This window comes from Erysipelothrix larvae (genome assembly GCF_001545095.1).
Lineage (GTDB): Bacteria > Bacillota_I > Bacilli_A > Erysipelotrichales > Erysipelotrichaceae > Erysipelothrix > Erysipelothrix larvae.
Genome location: NZ_CP013213.1, coordinates 124,331 through 140,801 on the forward strand (window position 1 = coordinate 124,331; position 16,471 = coordinate 140,801).

The 16,471-nt window shown below is 36.9% G+C and carries 17 protein-coding genes; 13 read left to right on the forward strand and 4 right to left on the reverse strand.

Annotated elements, in window-relative coordinates; translation table 11 throughout:
• Positions 1 to 52: 52 nt before the first annotated feature.
• The 13 genes from AOC36_RS00605 (at position 53) to AOC36_RS00665 (ending at position 11,885) form a co-directional block, all read left to right on the forward strand.
• Entirely contained in the window at positions 53 to 454 is a 402-nt protein-coding gene (locus AOC36_RS00605; protein ID WP_232505376.1) for a hypothetical protein, read from the forward strand.
• A 162-nt stretch (positions 455 to 616) separates the two neighbouring features.
• Positions 617 to 1,165 (forward strand): TetR/AcrR family transcriptional regulator, encoded by a 549-nt coding sequence (locus AOC36_RS00610; protein WP_067629920.1) that lies wholly within the window; start codon positions 617 to 619, stop codon positions 1,163 to 1,165.
• Positions 1,166 to 1,178: 13 nt separating this feature from the next.
• Entirely contained in the window at positions 1,179 to 1,844 is a 666-nt protein-coding gene (locus AOC36_RS00615) for a hypothetical protein (protein ID WP_067629923.1), read from the forward strand.
• A gap of 198 nt (positions 1,845 to 2,042) precedes the next feature.
• A complete protein-coding gene (rapZ, locus tag AOC36_RS00620) occupies positions 2,043 to 2,903 on the forward strand; it encodes an RNase adapter RapZ (protein ID WP_067629927.1) in 861 nt (286 codons plus the stop codon).
• The gene (locus tag AOC36_RS00625; RefSeq protein ID WP_067629930.1) at positions 2,896 to 3,849 is read left to right on the forward strand and encodes a gluconeogenesis factor YvcK family protein; all 954 of its coding nucleotides are present in this window, start codon (positions 2,896 to 2,898) and stop codon (positions 3,847 to 3,849) included. Before rapZ ends, AOC36_RS00625 begins: the two co-directional genes overlap by 8 nt.
• Positions 3,839 to 4,780 carry a DNA-binding protein WhiA gene (gene whiA, locus AOC36_RS00630; protein ID WP_067629933.1) on the forward strand — a complete coding sequence of 314 codons (942 nt, stop codon included), beginning with the start codon at positions 3,839 to 3,841 and terminating at the stop codon, positions 4,778 to 4,780. Before AOC36_RS00625 ends, whiA begins: the two co-directional genes overlap by 11 nt.
• A gap of 20 nt (positions 4,781 to 4,800) precedes the next feature.
• Positions 4,801 to 5,067: a hypothetical protein gene (locus AOC36_RS00635; RefSeq protein WP_067629936.1), complete on the forward strand. Its 267-nt coding sequence runs from the start codon at positions 4,801 to 4,803 to the stop codon at positions 5,065 to 5,067.
• A gap of 17 nt (positions 5,068 to 5,084) precedes the next feature.
• Complete coding sequence (locus AOC36_RS00640) at positions 5,085 to 5,999, forward strand: GNAT family N-acetyltransferase (RefSeq protein ID WP_067629939.1); 915 nt, start codon at positions 5,085 to 5,087, stop codon at positions 5,997 to 5,999.
• Between the two features lie 80 nt (positions 6,000 to 6,079).
• Entirely contained in the window at positions 6,080 to 7,084 is a 1,005-nt protein-coding gene (gap, locus tag AOC36_RS00645) for a type I glyceraldehyde-3-phosphate dehydrogenase (protein WP_067629947.1), read from the forward strand.
• Between the two features lie 132 nt (positions 7,085 to 7,216).
• Positions 7,217 to 7,684, forward strand: a complete 468-nt coding sequence (ybaK, locus tag AOC36_RS00650) for a Cys-tRNA(Pro) deacylase (RefSeq protein ID WP_067629949.1) — start codon at positions 7,217 to 7,219, stop codon at positions 7,682 to 7,684.
• Positions 7,685 to 7,753: 69 nt separating this feature from the next.
• A complete protein-coding gene (locus AOC36_RS00655) occupies positions 7,754 to 8,680 on the forward strand; it encodes an AAA family ATPase (RefSeq protein WP_067629952.1) in 927 nt (308 codons plus the stop codon).
• The gene (locus tag AOC36_RS00660) at positions 8,680 to 9,708 is read left to right on the forward strand and encodes a DUF58 domain-containing protein (protein WP_067629955.1); all 1,029 of its coding nucleotides are present in this window, start codon (positions 8,680 to 8,682) and stop codon (positions 9,706 to 9,708) included. The genes AOC36_RS00655 and AOC36_RS00660 overlap by 1 nt, the downstream gene beginning before the upstream one ends.
• A complete protein-coding gene (locus AOC36_RS00665) occupies positions 9,705 to 11,885 on the forward strand; it encodes a transglutaminase-like domain-containing protein (RefSeq protein ID WP_067629958.1) in 2,181 nt (726 codons plus the stop codon). The genes AOC36_RS00660 and AOC36_RS00665 overlap by 4 nt, the downstream gene beginning before the upstream one ends.
• A gap of 171 nt (positions 11,886 to 12,056) precedes the next feature.
• Here the strand turns inward: AOC36_RS00665 and AOC36_RS00670 are convergent, their stop codons facing one another.
• From AOC36_RS00670 to AOC36_RS00685, 4 genes are all read right to left on the reverse strand, one after another.
• Positions 12,057 to 13,532: an ISL3 family transposase gene (locus AOC36_RS00670; protein ID WP_067629964.1), complete on the reverse strand. Its 1,476-nt coding sequence runs from the start codon at positions 13,530 to 13,532 to the stop codon at positions 12,057 to 12,059.
• A 133-nt stretch (positions 13,533 to 13,665) separates the two neighbouring features.
• Positions 13,666 to 14,136 carry a DUF6431 domain-containing protein gene (locus AOC36_RS00675; protein WP_067629969.1) on the reverse strand — a complete coding sequence of 157 codons (471 nt, stop codon included), beginning with the start codon at positions 14,134 to 14,136 and terminating at the stop codon, positions 13,666 to 13,668.
• Between the two features lie 323 nt (positions 14,137 to 14,459).
• Complete coding sequence (locus tag AOC36_RS00680) at positions 14,460 to 15,272, reverse strand: MetQ/NlpA family ABC transporter substrate-binding protein (RefSeq protein WP_067629982.1); 813 nt, start codon at positions 15,270 to 15,272, stop codon at positions 14,460 to 14,462.
• Positions 15,273 to 15,597: 325 nt separating this feature from the next.
• Entirely contained in the window at positions 15,598 to 16,410 is an 813-nt protein-coding gene (locus AOC36_RS00685; RefSeq protein WP_067629991.1) for a MetQ/NlpA family ABC transporter substrate-binding protein, read from the reverse strand.
• Positions 16,411 to 16,471: the final 61 nt, after the last annotated feature.

The window sequence follows — 16,471 nt, forward strand, 5'->3', positions numbered from 1 at the left end:
GGTATACTTATAACACAGAGACTGGTTTATTTTGTTCTAGGGGGTTTTTATTATGAGCTTTAATTATAAAATGAATAAATTTTTAAGAGTCATGTTAATAATAGTGATGATATTGATGGTTAGCGCTGCGTTCTTGCAAATCTTTTTTCCACAATTTATGGGTTCACACTCAGAATATGGTGTTGCTGTTGGATGGCAAAGAGAAATTGCTTTTTGGAACTTAGCAATCATTCCATTTATCGTCGCAGTATTCCTGAGATATGACTGGTATTATCTTCAAGTACTCCTACTTTCCTTATCACTTGGAGGGTTCTATTTTGGAACAAACCATCTCCTAGGCTATTTATCTGATTCCACAAAAATAATCAGCCTTGTAGGAGCGCTTGAAAACTATGGATTGGTACTGTGTTGGTTCATTGGGTGGCGAATTGAGAAAAGATCAATTAAAATATAAAACCAAATTAGTAGGTTTTGAAAGTGACCTACTATTATTATGGATTTAAATGAACGCGTTCATTTAAATGCTTGACAAGTCAAAATAAAGGAGTACACTATAAATGAACATGTTCATTATATGCGTTTAATCGTTTATATTGATTTGTCTGAAAGGAGATTTATGAGGAAAAAGGACGAAACTCTTCGCGAGTGTATCTTAGAGTGTGCAAGAGAAATCATAGACCAAGAAGGTCCACAAAATCTTAGCATTCGTACATTATCACAAAAGGTGGGTGTAGCGAGTGGCACAATCTACAATTACTTTGCGAATAAGGATGAGATTCTACTGGTGATCACTGAAGAAACGTGGAAACATGCGTTGATAGAAATGAATCGGCAAATAACAGCTGTGTGTTTCACACAACAACTCAGAGACATTTATGAATTCTTAAAAGAAGAAATAAGCGATTCCACGGGTGCGTTAATGAACAGTTTAACCAATGTGCAGGTGATAGGGAGACAACGGATGCAGTCGATGCAAAGTGTACTAAGAACCGACATTATCCGACGCATCGGAAAAGATGAGCAAATCCTTCCAAGTATTTGGAATGAATCTCTATCAGAAGTGGATTTTGCGGATTTGATCATCATGAATATGATGGAAAACTTAAGAACAAACGCTCCAAACATTGATTGTTTTATTGAAGTTGTGAAACGAGTAGTTTACTAAAAGGAGCATGAATATGGCACAAGCAATCGCTGAAACTATTTTTGATATTTGTTATTTGGTTGGCGTCATTACAGCCGGTTATATAATGATGACAAAGGGCAAGTCAAACGGACTTGTGAAGAAGTTTGGAATTATGGCGGTTCTATTAGGTGTTGGGGACAGTTTTCACCTCGTACCACGTATGGTAGCACTTTGGACGACTGGCCTTGAAGCAAATGCAGCAGCATTGGGCATTGGGAAACTGGTTACGTCTATTACGATGACGATTTTCTATCTGATTCTCTATTATATTTGGCGAGAACGTTATGAAGTTGAAGGGCGTAAGCCAGTCACAATTATTCTATGGGCACTCGCAATTATTCGTATCGGATTGTGTTTACTCCCACAAAATCAGTGGCTAAGTTATCATCAACCACTAAAATGGGGTATCATTCGTAATGTACCCTTCGCAATCATGGGATTCATGATTATTATGTTGTTTGCACACCTAGTTAAGCGAAAAGACGATAAGGTATTTCGCTTTATGCCGCTTGCAATCGCTTTATCATTTGCATTTTATATTCCGGTTGTACTCTTTAGCGCGGAATATCCTTTGGTAGGAATGCTCATGATTCCAAAGACACTGGCATATGTATGGATTGTTTATATGGGATGGAAATTATATAAAGAAACAGTTTAAACAAGTCAAAATCAAAGAGCCACTTATAAAAAGGCTCTTTTTCATTTCCTGTTTATAAAAAAACAACGGGATAAAACGGATGGTTTGTGATAAATGAAAGTAAAGCGTGGATATTTTAATAAAAAAGAAGAAAACTACCGTCTTCAATTCATCAAGTATGTGAAAATTTTGCTATAATGAATGAGAGAGGTGTCATTTATGAAACGTAGAATCGTATTGGTAACTGGATTAGCTGGAGCGGGTAAGACAAGTGCTATGGCTGCACTTGAAGATATGGGGTATTATTGTATTGATCGTTTGCCTGCATCATTGATTGATGAACTATCAAACACAATTCAACATGGAAACGAAGTGCGCTATGACCATGTTGCTTTATCCGTAAGTGCACAAGACTTTTACAAGTTCAAGCATTCACTTGAGAATCTGGATGCATATGTGAGTGTGCTCTTTTTGGATGCAAGTTATGAATCCTTGCTTTTAAGATACAAGCACACACGACGCAAACATCCATTATTATTAGCAGGTGTTGCGAACTCATTAGGAGAAGCAATTGAGTTGGAACAAAATGTATACTCGGATATTAAGGAAGAAGCTACCTTTATCCTCGATACATCATTAATAACACAAGCAAACCTCGCATCACGTTTACAAGAAGTATTTGGGAAGAATGCGACACCATCCCTATCAGTTAGTTTTTTGTCATTTGGATTTAGACATGGTCTTCCACTTGATGCAGATTTAGTATTTGATGTGCGATCGTTAAAAAACCCATACTGGGATGAAACACTACGATCGTTGAGCGGGAATGATAAACCAGTATATGATTATGTAATCAACGATGAAAAGACAGCGGAACTGCTTAAACACTTAACAGATTACTTAGACTTTGCGCTTCAATCTGCTAAGGTTGAAAATCGAAACCATTTAACTGTAGCAATTGGGTGTACAGGGGGGCAACACCGATCAGTGTCAGTAACCAATTGGCTCTTTGATCACTATCACAACCAATATGTGACCTTTAAGAATCATCGTGATGCAAAGGAAGTTTACCATGATTAAAGTGGTGATCCTTGGCGGGGGGACCGGGCAATCCGTTATTTTAAGAGGTATAAAACAAGTTGAAGGAATTGAACTCGCAACCATCGTTACCGTTGCAGACGATGGTGGTAGTACTGGACGATTAAGAGATGAATTTTCGATGCCAGCAATGGGAGATATTCGAAATGTGATGGTTTCCTTATCAGATGAGCAATCGTTAATGTCTTCGATTATGGATTACCGTTTTAACGTTGTCGACAGTGAATCCCTTGGTGGACACAGTCTGGGAAACTTAATTCTTACAGCACTGACTCAAACCACCGGTAGTTTTATGGAAGCAATTGGTTCAGTGTCCAAGATTATGAAAGTTAAAGGACGCATTATTCCATCTTCACTTCAATTGCTAACGCTTCTTGCGCGTATGGAAGATGGTACCATCGTTCGGGGGGAATCAAATATCCCTTTGTTTAAAAATGCAATTACCGAAGTATTTTATGATGAACCCGTACGTGCGACCGAAGAATCCATTGATGCAATCGTAAATGCAGATGTGATTCTCTTTGGGATTGGTTCGCTTTTTACGTCAATCCTTCCAAATGTTGCGATTCCAGATATTAGAAGAGCACTCGAATTCACTAAGGCAAAAAAAGTGTATTATTGTAATGCAATGACTCAACCAGGTGAGACAGATGGATATAATGGTGAAGACCATGTTGATGCGATCTTGCGCCATTGTAATATTAAGTTTGACTTTGTTGTTGAAAATATTACTAAAACAGATGAAAATCTTGCCAAGCGTTATCTTGAGACTGGAAGTAAAGGTGTTCACTTTGAGAAGACTGAACATGAGTACAGACTTGTGAAACATGATTTACTGAAAACTGGTGTTGATCAAATTCGACACGATTCAGTGAAAGTGAAGGCAAGCTTTGAGGCATTATTAAAGGAGATGGGATATGTCGTTTAGTAGTGATGTGAAACAAGAAATAACACATCAAGAATATAACTTAGAACAAAAGCGAGCGCTGTTGAGTGCTTTTATGCATCTCAACGCTTCCATGCAAATTGTTAATCGTGTCATCATGCTGAAAATTGAACTCGATAATGCAGCAACTGCACGATTTATCATGACGCTTGTTAAAGAGTTGTATCACGCTGAAGTCGAGCTCACAGTATTAAGACGAAGTAACCTTGATAAACGGAATATTTATCGTCTCTTAGTAACTGAACAGGCCATGAGTATTTTAGAAGATTTAGGAATTTATTCATCTAAAGGACTACGGCCCGTGCCTTATAACATTATTGTAGTAAAAGAAGCGAATGCCCGTGCTTATTTAGCAGGCGCGTTTCTTGCAGGTGGTAGCGTTAATGCACCAAATACAGCAAATTATCATGCTGAAATTCGATGCAATAATGAAGAAATGGCTGAATTTATTCAAAAAATTCTGGGACGTTTTGAGCTCAATGCGAAAAGTATGCTTCGGCGTAATAAACCCGTTGTCTATATCAAGGCAGCAGACCATATAGCAGACTTTTTAAAAATTGTATATGCTCATGAGAGCACCATGGAATTTGAAGATGTGCGAATACAACGCGATTTTAAAAACTCCCTCACGCGTCTTGATAACTGTGAAGTAGCAAATGAAATGAAAAGCATCAAGGCAGGAAGTGCTCAACTGGATGCAATTTATACTTTGATTAAGAATAATCGGTATAACTATATTGACCAAAAACTAATCGAAGTTGGTGACTTACGGATGGACATGCCAGAAGCAAGCCTTAATGAGCTCATCGAAGAATATCAGGACCGTACTGGAAATAAAATAAGTAAGTCAGGATTACAACATCGTTTCAACAAAATCATTGAATTAGCACAGAAATTCGATGATAATAAGTAAGTTAGGAAGAAGGATTCATTATGTCTAATCTCATCGCAACAATCATCTTAATTGTGATATTTGTCGTAGTCTTTATTATATTACCTGTGCTTGCAATTCAGTTGTTTGTTTATCTAGCACCTGTAATCCTTGTGGTGTATATTCTGTATAAGATATTTGCACCAAAAAGGCAGGCTGAACAAAGAACACGAACACACTACAATGAACCGCCACGCAATACATCTGCAGATGATGTCGTGGATGTTGAGTTTACGGTTCATGAAGTAAAGGATGATGACGAAGAATAATTGAGCGGGGAACATGTATGTTAGATAAAGCAAGAAGTGAAGAAAAAAATCTCATCCATAAATATTGGAAAGAAGCATTTCACCATCAAGATGGTGGGTCAATCAATGCTTATTTTAATCACCACTATAAGGATGATGAAAGTTATGTATATCGCGGAAATGATGGGTCAATCATTTCAAGTGCCCAAGTGCGTAGTAAGGTCTTATCGCTCCATGATAAAAAGATTCGAGTATCGTATATCACGGGGCTTTTGACGCGTCCAGAATACCAAGGGCAAGGATATATGAAGAAATTCATGGAAGCTTTATTAGATGAATTATCACAAAAAGACATCGTGACATTATTAAGTGCTTACGAACCCAAGATATTCTCAAATTTTGGTTTTGAACCTGTTATCGAAGATTACGAGTATAACATTAATGCTCGATCAATGTTTGAATTTGGAATCGATGGAATTCTTCTAAACCCAGAAGCTAAAGATTTGAAACGCGTATATGAGACATTTACGCAACATTTTACGGGGTATTTTGTGAGAACATTGGAAGATTTTGAACTGTTGAAAAAAGAATATGCAGCAAAAAATGGAAAAATAGTTGGCTTGACGGTTGATAATATCCTTGTAGGATATGCTGCTTATATCCAACATAATGGGTATGTAGAGGTAAAAGAATGTTGTTATGACAAGAGTGGAACTCTGATGCAATTGATGTCGTTTGTGAGTCGAGGTCAGACAAGGGTTATCCTCACAACTACTACAGCGGAGCAGATAAGAAAACTTTATCCTGAATCACGTAGAGTGAAGCGACCGTTCTTGCTCGGACGTATTAATGATCAAGAGCTCTTTGAGCGTTTATATCATATAAGAATTTTATCTGCCTATTCCGCGTTCCATGCGTATGGAAAACCACTATTTAATAGAGATAATCAGTAGATTGATAAGGTTCTCACAATTGACTATTTTCTCATATAGTGTATAATTATAGTTGTCAAAAATAAGGAGGAACTTTAAACATGACAGTTAAGGTGGCAATTAACGGATTTGGACGTATTGGACGTCTAGCAACACGTCTTATCATCGGATCAGACGATATGGAAATCGTAGCAATCAATGATTTAACAGATGCTAAAACATTGGCTCATTTATTGAAATATGACTCAGCACAAGGACGTTACGGCAAAGATGTTGTAGTAAAAGAAGGTGCATTTGAAGTTGATGGACATGAAATCAAAGTATTAAGCGAACGCGATCCTAAAAACTTACCATGGAAAGAATTAGGTGTAGACGTAGTTCTTGAATGTACAGGATTCTTTACAACAGAAGAAAAAGCTGGTCTTCACTTAGAAGCTGGTGCTCGTAAAGTTATCGTTTCAGCTCCTGCAACAGGAAACATTAAAACAGTTGTTTACAACACAAACCACGAAATTCTTGATGGTAGCGAAACAGTTATCTCAGGTGCTTCATGTACAACAAACTGCTTGGCTCCTATGGCTAAAGTATTAAATGATAAATTTGGTATCGTTGGTGGTTCTATGACTACTATCCACGCATACACAAATGACCAAAACACATTAGATGCTCCTCACGCTAAAGGTGACTTACGTCGTGCTCGTGCTGCTGCAGCTAATATCGTTCCTAACTCAACAGGTGCTGCTAAAGCTATCGGTCTTGTAATTCCTGAATTACAAGGTAAATTAGATGGTGGAGCACAACGTGTTCCAGTTATCACAGGTTCAATCACAGAACTCGTTGCTGTAGTTGAAAAAGATTGTGATGCTGATGCAGTAAATGCTGCTATGAAAGCTGCTGCTAACGAATCATATGGTTACACTGAAGAACCTCTAGTATCATCAGACATCATCGGTATGGCTTATGGTTCATTATTTGATGCTACACAAACTAAAGTTATCAAACAAGGTGGCGTAACACTTGTTAAAGTTGCTGCTTGGTATGATAATGAAGCATCATACACAAACCAATTAGTACGTACAGCTCACTATGTAGCTGCTAAATTCTAATTAGTAGATAATATATACTTTAAAAGGCAGGACCCGTGATTTGGGTCTTGTTTTTTTGTGTTTTGGTGCAATTTGCATGAGCATTGAGGATAGGATATACTATCTTTTAGAAATGATGGGAGATTTTTAGATATGAAGACAAATGCAATGCGAACATTAGATCAGCTTAAAATTCCTTATCAGGTAGTTGAATTTAAAGTGTCTAAAGAACATATGGATGGTGAAGAAGTTGCTCGTCTGGTCTCAAGAAATGTCGAAGAGGTCTTTAAGACATTAGTAGTATGCGACAAAGATGATCTTGTTGTTTGTTTGATTCCAGTATCAGAGCACGTTGATCTAAAGAAATTATCAAAAGCAAGTGGTCATAAATCATTATCGATGCTTCCCCTTAATCAACTCACACAAAAGACTGGATATCAGCGTGGTGGTTGTTCTCCAATAGGGATGAAGAAATTGTATCCAACATATATTCATGAATCTTGTTTAGAACAGGAAGTGATAGCTATAAGTGGAGGTCATAGAGGATGCCAGATTATTATTGACCCACATCAATTAATCGAGTGTATAAATATTAAAGTTGGTGATTATGTGCAGGGATAAAACTATATCCTTTTTTTACTATGAAAAGAGTGTAAAATAGTCTAAAATAAGATTACATGGAGGCTGATTATGGAACAAAGAAATCCGATTATACAACGTATAATAAGTGAAACAAGCAAGGTTATTCTTGGAAAAGAAAGTGTCATCCAACTCACACTCGCTGCTTTTTTAGCAGGGGGTCATGTACTTTATGAAGATGTTCCAGGTATCGGGAAAACAATGCTCGTACGGTCTCTTTCAAGGGTTATGGGATTGCAAGCAAGTCGTGTTCAGTTTACGCCAGATATGATGCCAAGTGACATAATTGGGATCTCAATCTTTAATACATCAACGCAACACTTTGAATTTAAAAAAGGTCCAATCTTTACAGATATTTTACTAGCGGATGAAATTAATCGGACAACGCCACGAACACAATCTGCGCTCTTGGAAGCAATGAGTGAAGGAAACGTCAGTCAGGATGGGGTTACCTATTCATTGGGCGATACCTTCTTTGTGCTGGCAACGCAAAATCCTTCAACTTATGAGGGGACATACCCACTACCAGAAGCGCAACTTGACCGGTTCATTATTCGGTTATCAATGGGCTATCCAACCTATCTTGAAGAATTGGATCTTTTAGAGTCGCCACAACGTAAGACGATTCTTCCAACGTTGCAAGCAGTAGCGTCTCGTGAGGATATCATGTACTTAAAAGACGCCGTAGATAAGGTTACAATTAAAAAAGAATTGTATGAATATGCTTTAGATTTAGTAAGACAAACACGTAAACATTCGAATATTCGTCTAGGGGTAAGCCCTCGTGGTGCTTTAGACTTAGTTCGTGTTGCGAAAGCGTACGCAGTCACTCAAAACAGAGATTACTGTATTCCAGAAGATTTCTCGACACTCTTTGTTCCAGTATGTAGTCACCGTGTGCATACACGCTCAGCACATGACTTCACAGATCGAATCCTTGAAGAAATCTTAGCGAATGTGAAAGCTCCGGTTCAATAATGAAACTGAGTGCACAGATAAGAAACAGCATTGTCTTCTTAGCGTGGTGTTTTTTAGTCGTGTTTGCTTTTACCTTCAATAACCATTCGAATTGGATTTTACTCTTCTTTATTACTACCTTGATGATTGCGTTGGTAATCATGCTTTTTTTACCAATCAATATTTCGATGGAAGGATTATCCAAAGAGATGACCCTGACTCATAAAGAAACACTTGAAGTAAGAATCTACACGCGAACACATGTTCGATTCAGATTTCTTAATATTCAACTTAATACTAAAGTAAACAACATGCTCATACAATCTGAACTTAAAATGCTCCCTACGAAAAAACACGAGATTTTAGCTGTAAAGACACATATCCTTAATCGCGGAATATACGAAATGAATTCACTACAATTAAATGTACGCGATTTTATTGGTTTGATGGAACGACGTGTTATAGATGATACACTGAAGGATTTAATTATATGTCCTGAGATTAATAAATCAGGACCGTTTGTTGCGGATTATTTAGATCGAAAATTTAACATTCAAGCACCTTATAAAAATCGGGAGACCTTTGATGTCAAACTCATTAGAGAATATAATCCAGGTGATCGTATGAATCGTATTGATTGGAAATTATCATCTAAAACAAATACCCTTATTTATCGTGAATATGAACATGAAAATGATAAGCCAGTTATCTTTATTTTCGTTGCTGCAGATGATGCCAATGCAGAATGGATGCTATCACTTTTTTACACACTCGATGTCAATTGTTTCAATGGAACAACGCTACAATTTGGTCTTTTGGGAAATGAGTACATCCCTAATCCAATCAACCGTGATTATGCTGAGCTTAAAATGTGCGATGATTTTGACGTTGGAAGTGTGCGACATGATGCGATACTCTTTTCACCAAAACGCTTGAACCTAATACAGAATACTGCACAGATTTATTGTGATAAGCAACTTGTTGTCTTTGAACAAAACGGAGTTTTGGATATTATTGGTGAATTTGACGAAAGTGGTGAATTAAAATGAGAAAGAAACTTATAACATTTGCGCTCTCCTCATTGGTATTTTTGAGTATCGTCAGCCCCTTTATTTCTTCAACAATCTATACTGAGACAAAGTATTTAATTGCGTTTATTCTCATCGTGAATTTCATTGAAAACTTTGTAGATCAACAGCTGATCTCAATTCCATTACAATTAATATCACTGTATGGATTAGCCTATAGTTACTTACAAGAAAAACCCACCATGATTTTAGACTGGGTCCAAACATTTACGGTGTACGTCGTGAGAAATCTTTATGGATTTTTCAATCGAAGCAGTTCATTGATTATCTATGATGTGGGGATCTTTCTAGTTGGTCTTGTATTAGTGATATTAATTAAATCAACGGTAAGAAAACAGCGTGTGTGGTATGCATCCGCGGTAATTCTTATCTACTTTTTTATCCTTATTGCATTTAATAATGTGATTATAAGACTGCCACTTTATCAACTTGTAATTTCCACAATCCTCTGGCGATTATGGATTCTGTATGAGTACGATCTTCTTAGAAAACCACTCTATACTCTAGGAACCTGCGTTCTTGTTGGTTTGCTTTTCCTTGCATCTGTAAACTATCCAGTTGTTTATAAAGATATTTATACTACAATTCGTCAAACGACGAATCCTTATCGAATAAACTTGTCAAATAACGGATTCTATCGTATTTTTCAATTAAATCGTGTAACTGGGTTAGGTGCATATAGTGGATATAGTTTGGATGATTCGATGCTAGGTGGCCCATTGCAGATGAATTACAATACAGTATTCAGAGTTAAACAAACAAAACCGACCTATTGGAAGTTAGAAAATAAATATGAGTACTCCGGTAAAGGGTGGAAAGAAAACGACCGTGTCTATCAAAGTCAATATAGGCAAGGAGACACCTTTGCGGAAGCCAATAACAGAGTCTCTGAGTCCATGGAAACATCCACAATTACCTATGTATCAGGCGGACTACCCTATATTCCACTCCCTTTTGGAAACGTAACCTTTGATTCAATTTCGGATTTTCGGATGATTAATATTGGACTCTATTCGATTGAAGGAAATCGCATCGGGTTTTCAAGTATTGAACTTCCATCACAAGATCAAAGTTTAATTGAAGGAATGAGCTATTCATGGCATGAGTTGGATATATCTGAAGAAGATCTGAGAAATGTTGTAGTTCCAGAATCCATGCCTGCATTGTGGGTGCAAATTCCAAGTTCAGTTTCGCAAAGTGTAAAAAACTTAGCATCCGAAATCACAGTAGATGCGCAAACTCAGTATGATAAAGTTGAAGCGGTTCGTAAGTATCTTGCTGAGAATGATGATTTTAAGTATGCACTCGAAAGTGTCGCTTATACACCGGACACAATGGAATTTGTATATCACTTCCTCTTTGAAACGAAAGAAGGGTATTGTGAGCACTATTCAACTGCGATGGTTGTGTTGTTGAGATCACTAGGGATTCCAGCACGATGGGCTAAAGGATATTCGACAGGTGTTATATCAAGTGTGACAGACCAAGAATATACAATTCGAAATGCAGATGCACATGCTTGGGCTGAAGTCTATTTTGACGGATATGGATGGATTCCATTTGAAGCAACACCAACATTTAATTTTGATTTTCTAAATCAAGAATCCACAACACCAGATCAAGAAACACCAACGCCAAACCCGTCAGATCCAACAGATCCTGATCAATCCACAACACCAGACACCAATAACCCACAACAAAATGAAAATCCCTCAAGACCCACAGAAATAGAAGAGAATGTAATCTTCGACTTCAATAAACTTACACCAACTCAGACCATACAATACGGGATCATGATTCTTGGTGTGATGGGCTTGTTGTATTATGTGTTTAAACGAGCGATACGCTTGATGCTAACGCATCTCATGATATCTCGTGGGAAGTCCTATCAAAAAACCTTTGTAGGGGTCTTAAAATGTCTTGAGTGGCAATGTGCGCGACCGCAACATGTTGGTGTTGAACTTTATGGAGAGATGATTCCTGAAGACTATCAAAATACTTACAAAACCTTGGTTAAACCATTCCTTGACATTCGGTATGGTAACCACAATGACCGAGCGCTATCTGTTAAAGAGAAACAAGCGTTTAGGAAACTGTTGAAATGTGTAAACATTAAAAGAATCTTCTTTAAGAAGTAAAAAGAAAAACAGGCGGTCTGAAATAACTTGGGGATAATTCAGAAAATGATATAAAATAACTTGGGGAGTAAGTTACCCCAAACAAGTTTGTTAAAGACCAAAGGGAAGCGTAGTCGCACATGACTATAGCTTCCCTCTTTTTGTTATAGTATATCAATAATGAGTCATTTCTTAAGAGAGTCCTTTGTCATAGGTTGTTTTAATTATTGGGTTAATTCGATATGTTGCGTCTTCATTAAGCACATACAACACACGATTCCTAAACCGCTCCCAATTACGATAGCCACTTGCATTGTTTTTTATTTGCTTGATTATGCGATTTCGATTCTCAATCAACGCACTGTTTATGTGTGTTATGGAAACTTCATAATGGGTTTCTCCTGTTTTCTTATTTGTGACCTTTGTGCATTTTTCTACTTTATTGAAAGTTGCGACAATTTCATTTTTCCACTTTCCTAAAGTTCGGCTAAAATCAACGATTGATGCAACTCTACTCTGAGCCATCACTCTGATGAGTGTGTTCAGATTCTCGTGTGCATTCTCAGCTTTTGATTCATTGAAGAATTGATCGAGTAAGAACTTCATGTTATATGCATCTTCAAGGCCATTGCTCGTTTGAAGAATTAGGTCTATTATGTCGTAAAGGTTTAGAAACTTTCCCAATTTCTTATTGCGTTGTTTCGGTACATTTGGATCAAATATATTGTATTTCTTATCTTTAACTGTGGTTGTTGCTTTGGGGTTTTTATAGAGTAACCAGTTGAACTTTTTAAGCAGATAGTATTGCTGGTCACGCTTATAATATTCTTGTCTTTTGACTTTATCTTCTGTTTGCTTCCAGTTCTTAGGAGGTTTTAGTTTCTTCATAGTGTCTACCCTAATAGAGTCGATACGTTTCATTAAATCACTATAAACATGAAAACGATCAACACTGATAAACGCGTTTGGAAGGAATTGTTTTGCGACGACTCTATAGCTATACCACATGTCGATTCCAATACCTAAGACTCCTTTGCGTTCTTCAAGGGGGATTTGGCTAAAATACGCGACTAAGTCTTGTTTCTTACGGGACGGTAATATATCTACGATATTCTTTGTCATTGCATCAATAAGAACGCATACATAATCACTGCGATCACTGTGGTACGCATAACATTCATCAATAAGCAGATAAGCGGGTAGTTTTTGTCTGGAGACAGAAACGTGGGAATCGAAAATAGATGATACTGTAGTGGGAGATAACCGATATCTATTGGCAACTGTGGTAAACGTTTCATGTGGCGATTTAAGATCATTCAGGACATTATATACGGTCAGCTGAGTAATCTTCATATTTCGATACGCAAATGGATTGTGTTCAAAAAAGCATTTATTACACGTTGTGCATTTATAACGTCGTGCACGGTAACGAATGTAACAGGGTATATGTGTTACCAGTGAGTGGAGAAGCTTCTTTTCAGAATAATCTTTGATTGTGGATGTTTTGCTTTCACAAATTGGGCATGTTTGTTCCTCTACCTGAAGCGTAATGTACACATTCAATGCGTCACTTTGACCTTTGATATCAATCTTCTGGACTTGATGGTGTTCTAAGTTAAATAATTCAAGAATTTTTTCGTTACTTAAAAGAGTGGCATTAGCGTTCATAGAAACCCTGCCTCTCTTTGACTATTTTGATAAGGTTTCATTATGTATCTTGCTCCTAAATATAAAAATGATTGTCTGTTATTTAAATAACCATCTTCATTATATTCAATCTGAGGAGTTAAAACTATTTTTCTCATGTTGGTGAAGTAATGGCGGAATGATAGATATTCCGTTTTGTGGATAATATGAAGTAATTCAATCGTTCCAAATAACTTAAATGTCTCACCGATTCATAATCGTTAAAACGTATTTTTATCCGAATATATGTTGATTCATCAATATCAGTTAAAAGCGTGCTATCAAGTTCATGGGTTAATATTATTTCAATTGTGGGTACAGACAGTTGAAAATAGGGAAGTAAGTTACTTGGTATTATTGCATGAGTTCTCTTACATTGATTACAAAAGAAACGTGCGATTTCTACGACAATGGTTAATCGCCCAGTAATTATGGTTTTCGGATAGTATCCATAACGAATCAGTGTATCTGTTTTTGAACAGCACGGACAAGGTATTGTTTTTGGATTAATTGAATTGAGAAATTTGTAATATTCCTTTTGAGAAAACTGTTTATTATTGAATGTGTTTGAGAAAACTGTTATCATATTCTTACTCCTTTATAGGAGGTATTGGATTGGTAGAAACTTAGGTCTGGAAACTTGGGGTTTCTACCATTTTATTAACCTCGTTAAACTAATAATACAAAAAAAATCACTTTAATACAGCACTTAATTGTGCATAAAGTAAAGTGATTTTTTATTCTGCTGGTCTAAGATAATCAGTTTACAACAGAAATCCCCAAACTTCTTTAAAGACAGAGGCTAGAGCAAGATTACCTCACCCCAAGAAATAGTGTTGCGAGTGAAAACCCCAAGTAAAGTTTAATATCCGAAAAACACTGTATATAAAATTACAGTGTTTTTTAATGCTACCAAATAGGAAGTGTACTCCCGTTTGTTTCAGTTTCAATAATTTCTTTAACAGGATCTGACAAGTACAGTTCAACAAGACGTTGTATGTATTGATTGTCTTTCTCTTCAGAACGAACGGCAATGACGTTTATAAAGGGATTGTCTGATTCTAAGTCCACAACTTCTTGAAATATTGAATCATTCAAGCGTATCCCCGCATCAAAGGCAACATTTCCATTGATTGCGGCAAGGTCGACTTCAGCTAAGAAAGGAGGGATGCTATTTGCGAGTGATTCGATGATTTCTAAATTTTTGGGATTCGAAGTAATATCTTTCAAACTTGGAATTTCGGTTTCAGATGTTGAAAGTTCAATAAGACCAGCTGATGCAAGTAAATTTAAAGCACGTCCTTGATTTGAGGTGTCATCTGGAAGCACAATGCGCGCACCCTCTTGAAGTTCAGAGAGATCGGTTATCTTGTTTGAATAAAGTCCCATTGGTGCAAGAACTGTCTTTGCGATCGGTGTAAGGTCATAATTATTTGCCTTGATTTCAGTATTAAGATAAAGAATATGTTGGAAACAATTCAAGTCTACATCTCCATTATTGAGTGCAGCGTTGGGAATGGTATAGTCATCAAACTCAACAATATCTAACGTTATACCTTCTTTTTCTGCTTCTTGACGCACATATTTCCATGCCAGTAACTGATAACCATCAACAATACCAACTTTGAATGATGTACGATTTGGGTCTGTTTCTCGAGATGATTGAGAACACCCAGTCAAAACCAATAAACTCGTTAAACATAATACAAGTAATTTCTTCATATACGCCTCCTTTTTGAACTATTTAGTGTAAATAAAAGCTCGTTTTCCATAAGGGCAAACGAGCGATTGTGTAATTGCCTTAAATTGTATATCTTTTGCACTATACGTTGTTGAGCTCAATTAACTCGCGCGCTGTAATGGGCTACCCCAGGAACATCTAACAGTGACGAAAATGTGTTAATACATAGTGGGTTAGGTCTATTTGTAACACACTTAGACCTGAAACCAAAATGCATCCATTCACGATTAGTGTTCTGTTGTGTGGTCGTATCGTTAACCACACCTAAGATTGAATTGAATTTTTAGTATTCTTCAACGATACATCTTACCATACAGGTAATGTTGCACCATTTGTTTCAGTTTCAATGATTTCTTTGACTGCATCAGATCTAAAGAGTTCAACAAGACGTAAGATATTTGCGTTTTCCTTATCTTCAGTTCGTACCGCAATAACATTAATAAATGGGTTTTCTGATTCTAAATCAACCGCTTCTGTAAATAATGCATTGCTTAATACGAGACCTGCATCATTTGCGATTGATCCATTGATTACAGCTAGGTCAACTTCTGATAAGTATGGTGGGATACTGTTTGCTAGTGATTCAATGAACTCGAGGTTCTTAGGATTTGAAGTAATCTCTTTTAAACTTGGAATTTCAGTTTCTGAAGTTGAAAGTTCAATGAGTCCGGCTTTCGCAAGAAGATTTAATGCACGCCCTTGGTTTGATGTATCATCTGGGATTACGACACGCGCACCATCTTGAAGATCGTCAAGTGAATCAAGCTTGTTTGAGTAGATAGCCATCGGTTCAATGATTGTCTTTGCAATAGATGTAATGTCATAGTTGTTTGCTTCGATTTCTGTATTTAGATAAAGAATGTGTTGGAAACTATTTAAATCAATATCACCACTATTTAATGCATTGTTTGGAATGGTATAATCACTAAACTCAACAATCTCAAGGGTAATGCCTTCTTTTTCAGCTTCTTGTGCAACATGTTTCCATGCTAAGAGTTGATATCCATCGGTAATCCCCACTTTAAAGGATGTACGATCTGGATCGCTACTTGTGGATGATTGACCACACCCAACTAAAACAAATAATACTAACAAACTAGAAATTAATAACTTTTTCATATGTGCCTCCTTCTTAAGCATCTTAGAGAAATAAAAAACCCGCCATCCATAAGGATGAGCG

Excerpts from the sequence above, each read along its gene's own strand:
- AOC36_RS00605 (WP_232505376.1), top strand. The coding sequence starts at position 53 with ATGAGCTTTAATTATAAAATGAATAAATTTTTAAGAGTCATGTTAATA.
- AOC36_RS00610 (WP_067629920.1), top strand. The coding sequence starts at position 617 with ATGAGGAAAAAGGACGAAACTCTTCGCGAGTGTATCTTAGAGTGTGCA.
- AOC36_RS00615 (WP_067629923.1), top strand. The coding sequence starts at position 1,179 with ATGGCACAAGCAATCGCTGAAACTATTTTTGATATTTGTTATTTGGTT.
- rapZ (WP_067629927.1), top strand. The coding sequence starts at position 2,043 with ATGAAACGTAGAATCGTATTGGTAACTGGATTAGCTGGAGCGGGTAAG.
- AOC36_RS00625 (WP_067629930.1), top strand. The coding sequence starts at position 2,896 with ATGATTAAAGTGGTGATCCTTGGCGGGGGGACCGGGCAATCCGTTATT.
- whiA (WP_067629933.1), top strand. The coding sequence starts at position 3,839 with ATGTCGTTTAGTAGTGATGTGAAACAAGAAATAACACATCAAGAATAT.
- AOC36_RS00635 (WP_067629936.1), top strand. The coding sequence starts at position 4,801 with ATGTCTAATCTCATCGCAACAATCATCTTAATTGTGATATTTGTCGTA.
- AOC36_RS00640 (WP_067629939.1), top strand. The coding sequence starts at position 5,085 with ATGTTAGATAAAGCAAGAAGTGAAGAAAAAAATCTCATCCATAAATAT.
- gap (WP_067629947.1), top strand. The coding sequence starts at position 6,080 with ATGACAGTTAAGGTGGCAATTAACGGATTTGGACGTATTGGACGTCTA.
- ybaK (WP_067629949.1), top strand. The coding sequence starts at position 7,217 with ATGAAGACAAATGCAATGCGAACATTAGATCAGCTTAAAATTCCTTAT.
- AOC36_RS00655 (WP_067629952.1), top strand. The coding sequence starts at position 7,754 with ATGGAACAAAGAAATCCGATTATACAACGTATAATAAGTGAAACAAGC.
- AOC36_RS00660 (WP_067629955.1), top strand. The coding sequence starts at position 8,680 with ATGAAACTGAGTGCACAGATAAGAAACAGCATTGTCTTCTTAGCGTGG.
- AOC36_RS00665 (WP_067629958.1), top strand. The coding sequence starts at position 9,705 with ATGAGAAAGAAACTTATAACATTTGCGCTCTCCTCATTGGTATTTTTG.
- AOC36_RS00670 (WP_067629964.1), bottom strand. The coding sequence starts at position 13,532 with ATGAACGCTAATGCCACTCTTTTAAGTAACGAAAAAATTCTTGAATTA.
- AOC36_RS00675 (WP_067629969.1), bottom strand. The coding sequence starts at position 14,136 with ATGATAACAGTTTTCTCAAACACATTCAATAATAAACAGTTTTCTCAA.
- AOC36_RS00680 (WP_067629982.1), bottom strand. The coding sequence starts at position 15,272 with ATGAAGAAATTACTTGTATTATGTTTAACGAGTTTATTGGTTTTGACT.
- AOC36_RS00685 (WP_067629991.1), bottom strand. The coding sequence starts at position 16,410 with ATGAAAAAGTTATTAATTTCTAGTTTGTTAGTATTATTTGTTTTAGTT.